The organism is Agrobacterium genomosp. 13 str. CFBP 6927, assembly GCA_900012615.1.
Lineage (GTDB): Bacteria > Pseudomonadota > Alphaproteobacteria > Rhizobiales > Rhizobiaceae > Agrobacterium.
In genome coordinates this window covers 169,008-183,019 of the sequence record LT009757.1, presented here as the reverse complement: position 1 = coordinate 183,019, position 14,012 = coordinate 169,008, and the positions used below count along the sequence as shown (strand labels likewise).

12 protein-coding genes are annotated in these 14,012 nt (G+C 56.0%); 6 read left to right on the top strand and 6 right to left on the bottom strand.

Annotated elements, in window-relative coordinates:
• Position 1 precedes the first annotated feature (1 nt).
• Positions 2–280: a hypothetical protein gene (locus tag AGR13A_RS15245; RefSeq protein ID WP_139786073.1), complete on the top strand. Its 279-nt coding sequence runs from the start codon at positions 2–4 to the stop codon at positions 278–280.
• A gap of 165 nt (positions 281–445) precedes the next feature.
• On the opposite strand, the gene AGR13A_RS15240 is transcribed toward AGR13A_RS15245, so the two are convergent.
• The 5 genes from AGR13A_RS15240 to gcvA all read right to left on the bottom strand — a co-directional run bounded on the left by AGR13A_RS15240 (position 446) and on the right by gcvA (position 6,813).
• Positions 446–2,668 (bottom strand): xanthine dehydrogenase family protein molybdopterin-binding subunit, encoded by a 2,223-nt coding sequence (locus AGR13A_RS15240; protein ID WP_080837144.1) that lies wholly within the window; start codon positions 2,666–2,668, stop codon positions 446–448.
• The gene (locus AGR13A_RS15235; protein WP_080837142.1) at positions 2,665–3,642 is read right to left on the bottom strand and encodes an FAD binding domain-containing protein; all 978 of its coding nucleotides are present in this window, start codon (positions 3,640–3,642) and stop codon (positions 2,665–2,667) included. Before AGR13A_RS15235 ends, AGR13A_RS15240 begins: the two co-directional genes overlap by 4 nt.
• Positions 3,639–4,235, bottom strand: coding sequence for a (2Fe-2S)-binding protein (locus AGR13A_RS15230; protein ID WP_139786128.1), 597 nt, complete (start codon positions 4,233–4,235; stop codon positions 3,639–3,641). The genes AGR13A_RS15235 and AGR13A_RS15230 overlap by 4 nt, the downstream gene beginning before the upstream one ends.
• A 435-nt stretch (positions 4,236–4,670) precedes the next feature.
• On the bottom strand, positions 4,671–5,885 hold the full coding sequence (locus AGR13A_RS15225; RefSeq protein ID WP_080837137.1) for an adenylate/guanylate cyclase domain-containing protein: 1,215 nt from the start codon (positions 5,883–5,885) through the stop codon (positions 4,671–4,673).
• Positions 5,886–5,907: 22 nt separating this feature from the next.
• Complete coding sequence (gene gcvA, locus AGR13A_RS15220; RefSeq protein ID WP_308400347.1) at positions 5,908–6,813, bottom strand: transcriptional regulator GcvA; 906 nt, start codon at positions 6,811–6,813, stop codon at positions 5,908–5,910.
• 131 nt (positions 6,814–6,944) lie between these two features.
• Here gcvA and AGR13A_RS15215 point away from each other — a divergent pair, with 131 nt between their 5' ends.
• From AGR13A_RS15215 to AGR13A_RS15195, 5 genes are read left to right on the top strand one after another with little or no spacing between them, the layout of a single operon-like run.
• A complete protein-coding gene (locus AGR13A_RS15215) occupies positions 6,945–7,328 on the top strand; it encodes a Zn-ribbon domain-containing OB-fold protein (RefSeq protein WP_080837134.1) in 384 nt (127 codons plus the stop codon).
• A complete protein-coding gene (locus AGR13A_RS15210; protein WP_308400254.1) occupies positions 7,325–8,479 on the top strand; it encodes a thiolase family protein in 1,155 nt (384 codons plus the stop codon). The genes AGR13A_RS15215 and AGR13A_RS15210 overlap by 4 nt, the downstream gene beginning before the upstream one ends.
• A gap of 1 nt (position 8,480) precedes the next feature.
• A complete protein-coding gene (locus tag AGR13A_RS15205) occupies positions 8,481–9,236 on the top strand; it encodes an SDR family oxidoreductase (protein WP_080837132.1) in 756 nt (251 codons plus the stop codon).
• Between the two features lie 9 nt (positions 9,237–9,245).
• Positions 9,246–10,046 (top strand): enoyl-CoA hydratase/isomerase family protein, encoded by an 801-nt coding sequence (locus tag AGR13A_RS15200; RefSeq protein WP_080837130.1) that lies wholly within the window; start codon positions 9,246–9,248, stop codon positions 10,044–10,046.
• 34 nt (positions 10,047–10,080) lie between these two features.
• Positions 10,081–12,957, top strand: a complete 2,877-nt coding sequence (locus AGR13A_RS15195; RefSeq protein ID WP_080837128.1) for a winged helix-turn-helix domain-containing protein — start codon at positions 10,081–10,083, stop codon at positions 12,955–12,957.
• A 30-nt stretch (positions 12,958–12,987) separates the two neighbouring features.
• Here AGR13A_RS15195 and AGR13A_RS15190 read toward each other — a convergent pair whose 3' ends face one another.
• Entirely contained in the window at positions 12,988–13,407 is a 420-nt protein-coding gene (locus tag AGR13A_RS15190) for a PAS domain-containing protein (RefSeq protein ID WP_080837126.1), read from the bottom strand.
• Positions 13,408–14,012: the final 605 nt, after the last annotated feature.

The window sequence follows — 14,012 nt, the reverse complement described above, 5'->3', positions numbered from 1 at the left end:
AATGTCGCATGAAGTCATGGAGGCACAGAACGCCATCGTACCGCCCGGCCTGAAGGGGTATCAGACGGATTTCGTTCAGACCTACGGCGCGATCCAGAATGCACTCGTTCTCAAGTTTGCCATGGATGTCGCGCGCGTCTTCGATGTCAGCACTGGCCGTCCTGTGGAAAGGCAGGACATGGCATCGATTCCGGTGTTGGGCATGCTTTTCAGTGTGCCTGGTGTTGTGGATGGATTGATAGCCGAAGCTTCGTCATGGGTGTCAGGGCGATGTCAGTAGTAAGTGAGGTAAGGGGCATCCCAAACAGCGTGTGCTGATGGGCCGGAGTGCGGAGCATGGCCACAGCAAGCAGGGAAGTTTCTGCTAAGCGAAAATTGGGCGGCTCGGATCACTACGCTTTCGTGATCGACGCCGCCCAATGTTTCTAGCTCAATGCGATCCTTGCTAAAGCAGGTTCTCGATCATGATAGGCAGCTCGTGTACCCGCTTTCCTGTTGCGTGGAAGATTGCATTGGCGATTGCCGGCGACACTCCAACCAAGGCAATTTCACCCAAACCCTTAACACCAAGCGGATTGACGAGCGTGTCTTCCTCCTCAACGAAGTGTGCCTCCAAGTGGGGCGTGTCGAGGTTGACCGGGACGAGATAGTCAGCGAGATGGGCATTAATCGGCCGACCGTTGCGCCTGTCGAGCACCGTCCTCTCCATTATCGCCATGCCGATACCACCTATCATACCACCAGTGCATTGGCTGGCCGCTAGCCGCGGGTTTACCACTCTACCCGCACCATATGCACCAACTAGCCTACGGACCCGGATAGTAGCGACGTCGGGATCGATCGCCACTTCAGCAAACACCGCACCAAAGGCATGCATTGAGTAGCCGCCGGCGATCTCCGCTTCCCGGGCCGCGCTGCCCTCGCCGATAATTGGTTGTCCATCGGAAATGGCTGCGATTTCTTGGTAGGAAATTCCGGCTTGTTCTCGGTTCTTGGCGAACAACAATCCGTTTCGCCATTCAAGCTGTTCTCGCTCTATCCCTGAGAATGGACTGCCGTTGCTCAACGTGGCCGCATTCATAGCCTTCGTCTGTGCGTCAAGGCACGCCGCACGAACAGCTGAACCGACCGAGCCCATGGTCATCGAGCCGCCGTGCGGCGGAGTCGCCGGGAAGTCTGAACGGCCAAGGGCAAACTTGATCCGGTCTACCGATAGGCCTAAAAATTCGGCGGCCACCTGTGTCATCGACGTATAGGTGCCGGGGCCCATGTCGCTCGCCGCCGCCTCGACTTCCGCCGTGCCGTCGGGCATCAGCCGTACTCTCGCATTGGCAGGTGCGAACAGACACGGATAGGAGCCGGTCGCCATCCCGTACCCGACAAGTAACCGACCGTCACGCATCGAACGAGGCTCCGGTGTACGTCTGCTCCAGCCAAAGCGTTCGGCCCCGAGATCGTAACACTTCAGCATGGATCGGCTGGAGAAAGGTACGTTTCGCCCCTCATCAATTGTGGGTTCGTTGATCCTTCGCAGTTCTAGTGGGTCCATGTTGAGCTTGTAGGCAAGTTCATCCATGGCACACTCCATCGCGTGGACACCACTAGCTTCGCCCGGACCGCGCATATAGGTTGGCGTGCTGGTATCCAGCGGAATCAGCCTGTAGCTGGTACTGACATTCGGACATGAGTAGTTGAAAGTGGTGACCGAGGTCAGCGCCTCCATAAACTCCTCGTAGCGGCTGGTCTCGCCTGCGCCTTCGTGGATTATGCTCGTCAACTTGCCGTCCGCATTGGCACCGATTGCCATGCGCTGGAGCGTGTACGGGCGGTGGCCGGTAGTGAAGAACATTTGCTTGCGGGTTAGGACCAGTTTTACTGGACGTCCTACATGGCGGGCAGCGAGAGCGGCGAGCGTTACATGTGGCCAAGTACGCAGGCTTGTCCCGAAAGCCCCACCGATGAACGGGCATATCACCTCAACGTTCTCAGGTGGAATTCCGAAGACCGCTGCGATCTCCGCCTGTTCGTTGACGACGAACTGGCTCTTGCTCCATAACGTCAACCGGTCGCCGTTCCAGGCGGCCACTGTCGCGTGAGGTTCCATTGGGTTGTGGTTCTCACGTTGGATGACATATTCCAAGTCGACCTTGACGGGAGCGGCATCCAGCGCCGCCACTGCATTACCGCGTTCGATGTCTGCATGCACTCGCGAGCCTGGCCGTCGTGCGGTTTCCGGCAACACCTTTTCCGCGCTGTGGGCATCGACTTGCGGAGATCGCGCGGCATAGGTAATTTTCAGGGAGTTCGCGGCGTGTTCGGCATGGTCTAGCGTATCGGCTACGACTATTGCCACGGGCTGGCCAAAAAAACGCACCTCGGCATCTTGCAGCACGTGCAGGCGCTCGCCAGCGGGCGGATCAATCGGACCGCGGTGAGCCGCATATGGAAGGCGTTGTGCGTTCAGATGCGAGATTACTGCGACGACGCCGGGCATTTGCTCTACTGACGCCACATTGATCGCCTCGATCCGGCCAAGGCCTGCCGTACTGCCGACAATGACCGCGTAAGCCTGCCGGTCCTGATTGAATTCGGCCGCGTATTTTGCCTGCCCGGTCACTTTGAGACGTCCGTCGACACGGGCCAAAGGTGTTCCAATCGACGTTGTCATGCGCTTTCTCCTACCATCTCAAGAGCCCTGGTGATTGTCGCCGGTAAAAGCTTCACTTTGAACGCATTCCCCGATTGGGCCCGCGCTCCTTCCGCCGAAATTGCTGCAGCGGACTCGAATGTCTGGCGAGTCGCTGGTTTGCCTACCAGGGCCTGTTCGACAGCTGTCATGCGCCAGGGGCGCGTTCCGACACCGCCAGCAGCGATGCGCGCTTCCTTGATGCGCCCGTTCTCGATTTGGAGCGCCGCGGCTGCTGACACTAGGGCAAACTCATAAGACTGGCGGTCGCGTACTTTCAGATACCGTGCACTTCTGGCGTACGGGATATTGGGTATTCGGACCTCGACGATGAGTTCGCCGGGCCGCAATGTGTGTTCCAGATGGGGGGTGTCGCCAGGTAGACGAAAGAGCTCAGCGACAGGGAAACTGCGATCTCCATCAGGGCCACGCACATGTAGCGTCGCGTCGAGGGCGACCAATGAGACCGCCATATCCGAAGGATGGGTAGCGATGCATTGTGTGCTCGTTCCAAAAATCGCTGTACCTGCGTTCAAGCCGTCGATAGCTGAACAGCCAGAACCTGGCGCTCGCTTGTTGCACGGAGCATCCAACATTCGGAAGTATGGACAGCGCACGCGCTGTAGCAGATTGCCGCCGATGGATGCCACATTCCGGAGCTGTGGCGAGGCCCCCTCGATCAACGTTTCTGCAACAAGCGGCTGTAATCGCCGAACGTCTTCGTTGGCAGCCACGTCTGACATTCGGGCCAGAGCTCCGATCACGAGTTCATCGTTTTCGGCTCGAATGTAGTCCAGTGGTAGCCGGTTTATGTCGACGATACTTTCGGGTGTTTCAACCTCCTCGCGCATCAGGTCGACAAGGGTCGTACCGCCCGCCAGGTATCGCGCCCCGGCAGCCGCAGCGCTGATTGCATCTGCTTCACTTGATGCCCGCTGATAAGCAAAAGGTTTCATGTGCGGCTCTCCCGTTCGGCTTGCTCTATTGCAGCAACAATGCCGGGATATGCACCACACCGACAGATGTTGCCGCTCATCCAGTAGCTGATATCCTCGCGCGAACCTGCGTGTCCTTCCTTGATGCAACCGAGGCCCGACATGATCTGCCCTGGCGTGCAATATCCACATTGAAAGCCTTCGTGATCGATAAAGGCTTGCTGAATGGGTTGTAGCTCTTCGCCGCTGGCGACCCCTTCTATTGTGGTGATCGACGTGCCTTCATACATCACCGCGAGAGCGAGACAGGCATTTACGCGACGATCGTTGATCAGCACGGTGCAGGCACCGCAAGCGCCCTGGTTGCAACCTTTTTTCGTACCTGTCAGTGCCAGCCGCTCGCGCAGCAAATCGAGCACAGATTGACGCGGATCGACCTTCAGCGCGACCGCTTCCCCGTTCACTGTCAGCGTAAGGTCGACCGGTTCTCCTAGCTCAACCGCAGCCGGTTGAGCGCTAGATATACGCGGCAGGAAAGGCAAAGATGCAAACGCCGCGGCTCCAGCGGAAAGTTGCAGTACTTCACGGCGACTAAGACAGTACGGAGACAGAATGTCTGCCCAAGCGCTATCAGCATGATCATTGTCGTCTGAGTTCGAGTCTTGGTTTGACACCTCAGTTCTCCCTTCGTCAAAATGATACGGTCATCCGCAATCGGGATCGTGGAATTCTAGCCGCTAAAAGAATAGCAAGGGCCGGGCGGATGGCGCATGTTGAGAGTTGTGAATTTATGCTGCCCCGTGGTGCTGCCGAAGAATAAGTTCGTCTACGCGATCATCGTTTAGTCGCGTCGATCAAAGGTTATTACAGCTAAGTCCATGCCGCCTCTGGAAACCGCTGCCGAGTTTTGGGTGGCTTGAGATGTCAGCCCTGACCTGCAGGGATAGGCCATCAACGCGCTTCCACGATAGCCTGCGCGTCAACCTTTTAGAGTTCGCGCCAGAGCTCGAAACGGGATCAGATACGTCAGTATGTAAAGGTGGTCAGAGTCATGCGTGAGAACTGCCGCGGCTAATATAAAGCTGCTTAGGCTGGCTGACGCCTTTGAGATGGTGAACGCCTGCGTCCACGAAAGCGATACGCGCTTCTTGAGGCAATAACGCGAGGAATTCTGAGGAAACAACGAGGGACCCACCTGTTGCCGTTGAGGTGGACGCAATGCGGCATACTTCGTTGACCGCGGGGCCGATCACAGTGAAGTCCAACCGCTCGGCGCTGCCTATGTTGCCGTAGAACACCTCGCCCACGTGCAGTGCTAAGTAGATATCGGTGGTAACATCACTTCGGCTTTGGCGTTGCTGATTCAGCAGTGCGACGCGTTCGACAAGCTTTCGTCTCGCTTCCAGAGAGGCCAAGGCTGCATCGCTTAGTGATTGGCTGCTGAAGATTGCAAGGATTCCGTCGCCGACCAGCTTCAAGACGTCACCACCATTTTCTGTCACAGAGAGGATAGCGGCCTCGGCGTAGTCATTCAAAAGCGCGATCAAGGTGGCACTATCGACTTTCTCGGATATTGCCGTGAAGCTCACGAGATCGGAGTACCATAAAACTGTGTTGATGCTCTCTAACGAACCTCTTGAGATACGGCCTTCGAGCACGCGGCGTCCTGGGTCGCGTCCGAGGTAAGCGCTGACTAGAGATTGGGCGATATGTCGCAAAGCGGCGGTTTTGATGGCCAGCGCAAGCGCTGGGACGAGGTCGCGAAGTACGGCGATATCGTCGTCAGTGAAACCGCCAGGTTTGGTCGTGGACCACCGCGAAAAGAGGTTGTCCATCTCGCCGATCGCGTCATCTCCACTGAGTGGATGAATCATGGCAAAGTAGCCGGTGTGGCCGGCTTCACGAAGCTCGGTGAGGATGGGGAACCGATCCGAAACCTGCTCGGTCAGATCGACACGATAGTCGGCATTTCCTTCCAGTTGCATATGGAAGAATGGGCTGGCGCGCCAGCGGTCGGCATTATCGGCTGCAGCCGACCGTGGGAATGGCTGGGTCTCAGCTTTACCGGCCTCCGCATCCCAGTGAAAACCCCACGATTCTAGGACGGGATGCAAAGTGTCTACGAAGATCACGGCATGCACCAGGCCGAGCCCGGCTTCGTTGCAGCGAGCGCAAAATCCGGTGAGCATCTCAAGCTCGTCATTTCCGACCAAGCCCTGTTGGACAAGCCAGCTTTGTATTGGATCGATATCAACCAGAGCCATGGGGCCCCTCCGTTAGCTCGAACTATTCGGTCTGGTTGTCGCCTCGATCAGCTTGTTCGGCCTGAGCGAGCAACCACTCGCGAAAACGACGGAATGCAGGACTTCTAAGGCGGTTGCGTGGGTAAACAAAGTAATATGTGAAGTCGCCCCTATCGAGACTGAAGTCGATGGGTTGGACAAGACGCCCCGCGCGAATATCGTCGAGGAAAAGGGCTTTCTGGGCCATCATTACTCCCTGGCCCTCCAGAGTCGCCTGGTATGCCAAGGTGGAGCTGGCATACTTATCACCCGCGTAGGGGTCGACCTTTTCATTGCCAGCAGCCAATAGCCAAAACCGCCAATCGTCCGGACGGACAAGCGAGTGTAAAAGGCGTACGGATTGGAGGTCATCTGTAGTTCGGATCACGTGCTCGGCGGCAAACGCGGGGCTGCAAAGCGGCACCAATTCGTTGCGCATAAGTCGATCGACCTCAAGCCCGGGCCAATTGCCGTCACCTAGTCGTACTGCACCATCCACACTTTCGCGCTCGAAGTCCACTGTTTCGTTGGATGTCGTAAGCCGCACCTCTGTAGAACCGTTGGAATCTGAGAACGTGCGAAGTCTCGGAATTAGCCATTTCATAGAGAAAGTGGTGTACGCTCTGACACGCAATATTTCCTTAGCCCTCTTCCCGGTCAACTTTTGCGTTTCCTCCCGGATTGCATCGAGATGACGGCTGACTGCAGCCAGATATTGCTCGCCCTCTACCGTCAATACGATCTCGCGCGGATCGCGACGGAACAACTTAATGCCAAGAAAGGTCTCGAGGCGCTGGACCTGTCGACTTACGGCACCGGGCGTCACGAGCAATTCCTCGGCGGCACGACGTATGCTTTGCAGTCGGCCGGCTGCTTCGAAAGCTCTCAGAGAGTTCAGCGGGGGTAGCATGTCCATGGGGAAACTTAGTTTAGATGTTGTCTTTTAGTCAACACCCATGCGCCGCTTTGTCGTTCTTAATAACGACGCCTGTTGGGTAAAATGCTTCAACTGAAATACATCGCATTTGTGGAGGAAATCATATGACCTCGATTGAGGTAGCGAACCGGCATGAGGCTGGAGGGCGCGACGATCTCGTTCGACTTGAGGCATCCCGCGATAAAGAAACGGGCAAGGGCGTGTTCCCAAGACTTCCGGCAACTTCGCCGTCGGTTGATCGCTTCGAGCCGATAACCCTTTCGACCGAAGCAACACTCTACAGCCATACGACGATTCACCCAAATCCAAAGATGGGTAAGCCGCCATTCACGTTGGTCTATGCCGATTTTCCTGAGGATGTCCGTGTGTTTGGACGCCTACATCTTCGGCCGGGCGAAAAGCCCGTCATCGGTTCGAAGTTGCATGTTCGTGCAGATGGGGACCCGAACACAACCTACTTTTTCACGGTCGTAGAGGAGGGGAAATGATGTCGGCAGAAGTGTACGTCGCCGGTGCAGCAATGACTGCGTTTGGGCGTTACGCAGATTTGGGCATGCAAGACCTTGCGCAACGCGCCGTATTTGACGCTCTCAAAGATGCCGGGGTTGCCAAGTCGGAGGTGCAGGCGATCTATGCCTCCAACGTGTACGGCGGAATGGTACTCGGTCAGGTGCTTATGCGGGACATGGGTATAACGGGACCCGCCCTCTACAACGTCGAAAACGCATGTGCGAGCGGAGCGACAGCTGTCCACCTCGCATGCCAGGCCCTCAAGCTTGGTCTTTACGAAACGGTCGTGGTCTTTGGCGTCGAGCAGTTGACCAAATTGGGCGGTGGAACGATTCCGCTTCAGCGCAACGACTACAAGACCGAGCTTTACGCTGCTCAAGGTATGACCCTCCCGACGGTCTATGCGATGCGCGGTTCGCGCTATTTGTATGAGCGCGACGAGTCTCCCGAAATTCTCGCGCAGATCGCGGTGAAGAACCGTTCGCATGGCGCACTCAATCCGTTTGCCCAGCAGCGAACTAAAGTTTCCGTTGAAGAGGTTCTCGGCTCTCGTCAAATAGCGGAGCCTCTGACACTGCTGCAGTGCTGCCCGTCGGCGGTGGACGGCGCTGCGGCTCTAGTTCTCACCACCCGACGGCCGCTCAGCTTCAGTCCGGCAGTTCGAATATTGGCGTCTGCTGTTCAGTCGGGTTACCAGGAACTCGGTTGCGACGACATACTCGATGCGGAGATTACAGCGCGCACTGCGAACATGGCATACGAGCAGGGGGGGGTCGACCCTCGAGATGTTGGGGTCGTGGAGCTGCACGATGCTTTCACGATAGCCGAACTCATCTACTACGAGGCGCTTCAGCTTGCAGCGCATGGTGAGGGAGCTTCGCTTTTGAGAAGCGGCGAAACAGCTCTCGGTGGCCGTGTTCCAGTGAACCCGAGTGGCGGTCTTCTCGCCAAGGGCCATCCTCTCGGCGCGACCGGGATAGCTCAGATGGTTGAAGTTGCCTGGCAGCTGCAAGGACGTGCAGACGGCCGGCAAATCGAAAGTCCCAAGATCGGCTTAACGCAATGCACCGGCGGCGGCATTGCTGGCGTAGATCATGCTGCATCTGCCGTACACATTCTGGGAGTTTGACATGGGCAATAAGCAGATAGCGATTGTCACCGGAGGGGCGCGCGGCATCGGCCTCGGCATCGCCAAGAAGCTCCTCGAAGCAAACCACGACGTTGCGATACTGGACTTTGACGCCGCCGCGCTGCAGGCGTCCGTCGACGGACTAAGGCGCTCGTATAGCGTAGAGCGAGTCTCCGGCCTAAAGACGGACATCACAAGTCGTGCGGAAGTTGAAGACGCGGTCCGTCAGGTTCGGGAGCGTCATGGTCGAATCGACATTCTGGTCAACAATGCCGGCATCGTGCGTGACCGTAGGTTGGTCAAGATGGAAGAAGACGACTGGGATAGTGTGCTTGCCACCAATCTCAAGTCGCAGTTTCTCACGTGCAAAAGCGTTGTGCCGACGATGATCGAACAGCAGTTTGGCCGCATCGTAAATATCTCATCCAGAGCGTGGCTTGGGGGATTTGGGCAAGCGAATTATTCAGCAGCCAAAGGAGGAGTCGTTAGTCTTACACGTAGTCTCGCGATCGAACTCGCAAGCCAGGGTATCACCGTCAATGCGGTTGCTCCGGGAATCGTGGAGACACCTCTGTTTCAGACGTTCGCAGATGATGTCCAGGAACGCTTGAAGAAGAGCGTTCCAATGCAACGCATTGGAACGCCAGACGATATCGCACAGGCCGTGCTCTTCTTTATCGCTAGAGAGAGCTCCTACATCACTGGACAGCTGCTCTACGTGTGCGGTGGCCGTTCGCTATCGAGTCCGAGCGTGTGAGGCGGGAACATGTCAGTTGAAACGACAATCGAAAATCACATTGCCACAATTACAATCAATCGTCCTGAGAAGCTAAACGCCTTGGATGTCGAACATCTTGTCGACCTTCGAGCAGCGATCGCGACGGCAAACGACGACATTTCTGTCAGGGTGATGGTCCTGACGGGAATAGGACGAGCTTTCTGCGTCGGCGCTGATCTAGGGGCCACGATCGAATCTGACCACAGTTTTGTGGAAGCGTTCGCTTTATCGCGCCTAGCCGCTTCCGAACGCGGTTTGTACGTAAAACTTTTTGATCTCAAGTCTCTTGAAATCAAAAAGCCCCTGATCGCGGCCGTAAATGGATTCTGTCTCGGCGGGGGACTGGAACTCGCGTTGCAATGTGACTTCATCATCGCGGCGCAAGACGCCTCGTTCGGTCTTCCGGAAGTGGTCGTTTCTAGCCTTCCGGCTGGCGGCGGTGTGCCCAGCATCCTTCGGGCGCTTCCCAAAAACCTTGCAATGCGAATGCTGTTGACGGGAGAGCGGATTGAAGCGGTAAGAGCCTATGAAGTTGGGTTAGCAACAGAAATTGTGCCGACTGAGGAACTGGACGTGGTCGCGCAGAATGTCGCTGGGACGATCGCCGCAAACGGCCCGCTTGCCGTTCAACTCGTAAAGATGTTGGCATCGGAGACTGCTCACCTCCCGATTGAGCAGGCGTTTCGGATGTCTGAGCTAGCGTGGGGCGTGCTCAGAGATAGCGCTGATCGGCGTGAGGGAAGGTTGGCTTTCCGAGAAAAGCGTAAGCCTAAGTACGTCGGGCGTTGACAGGCAACATCGATTCACTTGCCCGGAGTATTCGATGATGGAAGGCTATGCGCTGAAAACGACAACCACAGTGATGGTTAGGGTCGAGAACAGCGAGATGGATGTGGACGCAATCAATCTTGGCAAATGCCAATTGTTGCTGAAAAAGCGTATATTGATGGCCGATGGGAAGCCAGCTCAGATTGGCTCGAGGGCTCTTGATATCCTTCTTTATCTTGCTCGTCGACAGGGCCAGACCATAAGCATAGACGAGCTGATGAAGGCTGTTTGGCCCAATACGACGGTCGAGCAGAACACACTTCGTGTGCAAATTAAGAACCTGCGTCGTGCGCTAACGGAATCCGGGAGTGGCTGCTTTGTCGTGAATAGAAGCGGGCGAGGGTATTCGTTGATCGTTCCCACGCAACGGATGGGCCTCCGTCTAAGTTCGGAGCTTGCGGAAACAACGAGTGCGCTTCCCAAGAGAAGAAGGCTCATCGGCCGCGCCGGCACGATTTCAGAGGTGACCGAGCGGCTACTAAACCATCAACTTGTTACAGTCACGGGTCCAGGCGGGATAGGCAAAACTGGTGTGGTCAAAGAGATTGCTGCGCGCTGGGATAGCTGGGGCCGCAGGGAAGTCTTTTACATTGACCTCGGTGGTTTGCAGGACGAAAGGCTCTTGCTCGCCCATGTCGCACGGGCGGTTGGGGTTAAACAATCGGATGCCGATCCGCGTGAGGTGCTGCGAACATTATCAGGTGTCAATGGCTTACTCGTCTTAGATACCTGCGAGCACATGATTGATGCAGCCGCAGAGTTTGTGGAACAGCTCTTACCGGAGGCACCCAATCTAAAGGTGTTGGTGGGGAGTCAGGATTCACTGAGAATCGCGGGAGAGTGGGTCACACGGTTACAACCGCTGGCATTCCCTCAGACGGACGAAGCTGACGAGCTTGTTACCGCCGAGGCGTATCCTGCAATTGAGCTTTTTTTGGAACGGGCGTCAGGCGCAGGGTGTGCTCTAACGCTTGCGCCAGCAACGATCGGGGCGATAGGGCGTATTTGCGCCCGTCTGGACGGACTTCCTCTCGCGATCGAACTAGCAGCTGCCCGGGTAGGGCAATTTGGAGTCGACCACCTTCTTTCAGCCCTTAATCAACATCTAGGGATTTTGACCGGAGGACTTCGAACGGGCGTTCCACGGCAGCGGACAATGCGAGCGGCGATCGAATGGAGTTTTTCTACGCTCACTGACTACGAGCAGGAACTGTTGCAGAACTTGTCCGTCCTAAAGTCTCCGTTTGTTTTAGAGATCGCGACGGCCGTTGCAGGGGAAGGTCATCCTGAAGTTGCCGATCAAGACGTGATGAACGGTTTAAATGAGCTTTACAGAAAATCGATGCTCAATGTGGTCATTGTCGACGACCGTCAGCACTTCTGCCTGCTTGATACAACGCGAACTTACGCATACGAGTTGTTGAGGCGGCGGGGAGGAGAGGATATCGCTCGATCGCGCCACCTTACCTATGTTCAGAATATGCTAAGACAACGGCGCGAGTCTTCCTTTGTTTGCCCGACCTTACAGTCCGAGCACGAACTCAACGAAGTTCGAGGCGCGTTGGACTGGGCTTCCGAACATGGTGAACTGATGGAAACCGTGGCTAACCTCACTTTGGCCGCGATCCCGATGTGGTTTGAACACTCACTCGTGGGTGAATGCCGCATGTACGTCGAACGCATCCTCTCAAAAATGAGCGATCGGGGCGCGGGCGATGCGCGCATCCTTCAGTTTTACGTCGCACTCGGCGGCGCGTACATGAACATTCAAGGGGCTGGGGAAGATGCTCGATCAGCCTGGACCGAAGTCTACAGGCAAGCTGGCCGCACGGGAGACATCGGTAACCGCCTAAAGTCTCTATGGGGTCTGTGGGTCGACGCGCGGAATCGTGGTGATTTCGTATCCGCTTCTATTCTGAGCAAACGTTTCACGCGTCTCTCTAGGAAGTCAAATGATCCTCTCGTGCTGGTCAATGCAGACCGTATGTCCTCGATATCGCATTTTTTCCAAGGAGAACTTGCGTTATCTCGAAGGCTTGCCGAGCGGGTGGCGTCGAGCCCTCATGCAGGACGGGATGTTGTTTCATTCCAGTTCCACCAGCGTATCACTGCGCGATGCTTTCTTGCGCAGGCCTTATGGCTGCAAGGTTTCGCCGACAAGGCTATTGGATTGGCCATCGGTAACGTGGAAGACGCAATCGCGATAGGGCATTCGGCGACGATTTCATACGCGCTTACCGAGGGTGGGTGCCAGGTCGCCTGGAATGTCGGCAATCTCTCGCTGTTGGAGCACTACAGCCAGCTCGCACTTTGCCGAACCGCACGTAACGGGTTAGATGTTTGGCACACCATTGCTGGATGCTTCAGCGGCATTTTGCAATTGAAGCGAGGAAACGATGTCGGCCTCGAAATTTTACATGACGCATTGGGTCAGCTGAGGAGGGCACATCGAGCGCCGGTTTGTTCGAGGGCGCTTGCTTTCTATGCTGATGAATTGGCAAAGCGTGGTCGGGCCGGCGAAGCAATTGCCGCTATAGAAGAAGCCCTTTCTCGCGCGCGACTTTCCGGTGAGAAATGGTGCGAACCGGAACTCCTGCGATTGAGGGGGGTGATTAGGAAGCGCTTCGGATTACCATACGAAACTGATCTTCATGCGTCTATGGCTCTTTGCAGACAACAGGGCGCTCTCGGATGGCAGTTGCGAACAGCAACAAGTCTTGCGGAACACTACCTCGACCGGGGCGATGAGCGAGCGGCAGTCAGCTGTCTGATCGACATTTACGGAAGTTTCGACGAGGGTAGCGGAAGTGAAGACTTGCGAAAGGCGGAAGCTTTGCTTGATCAATTCCGTCAGCGATTGGCGGTTGGGTAGCCGCGCTTTGCAGGCTTCACATCCGCAGGTCTACGAATGCAAGTTCACCAGGACCTGACGGTCAACAGCGGTGGCGCATGCAGGCACAACAATGCCGGAATAAAAAATGGGTGAACCAGCTATATCCCGAAACGTGCGCCCGAATCCTACTACATAACGATAACGTCCTGCTGAGGAGTTGACCCGGTAGACTTCGTGCTGCTGATGTTCGGCAACGATCGTAATGCTCAGCGCTTTAACAAATGCTGCCCTATCTTCGTCATGTACTCTGGCGACGTACGCATCGACAGGCAACCCCATTCCTGCCTCGCGCGCGTCCAGCCCGAAAAGCTTGGCCACCGTAGTATCAGCATAGATCAAATTCTGTGCGAGGTCCCAAACCAATAAGCCTGCGTCCTCAATCTCTTCCCTGGGCGTGGGGGATTTCCGAACCAAATTCTCGTATGACATGCGAGGAGCTCCCAGTCTGATTTCAGTGAAATAGTACGGGAAACGCTAGCACTGAGACAAGCCTGGGGCTTGGGTGCTAAGCGTTATATGATGCTGCGTTGTGATGATTTGTGAAGGACGCCATAAAGCGCAGCACCTTTAATCGAGTTTCAACATCGTTTCACGCGAACCTTCGTAAAATTACGGATAAGCTCAAACCGGCGGAGAACGAGTTGAGCAAGTCCGATAGCTTTACACTAAGCAAACGAGCATTTCTTACGGCCGATCATTGCCTACGTGCGAGATTATTATAGCGCAGGCCTCCCGCTGCGCTTGATGGCAGTCCAGGTTAACTGGTCTGCTAGAGAGGGCCAGCCGCGTGCAGCCAGCTGGCCCTCTCGGTTAAGTACCGGCGCACCCTCGCTGGTACGGGCAAGGGTCATCACTCTATGAACCTTGAGTGCCCCCCCATTCGAGGACGCATGGTTCTATGACTTGGCGCTGCTCTCGAAAAAGTTACTACATCGCGTCTCACCGCGTTGTCTTCTTATAGAAAACCATAATGGTTGCACCGCCGACGGATCGGTTAGTCTCACCTGAAAGCGTTTAGCGATCGGGGGGATACC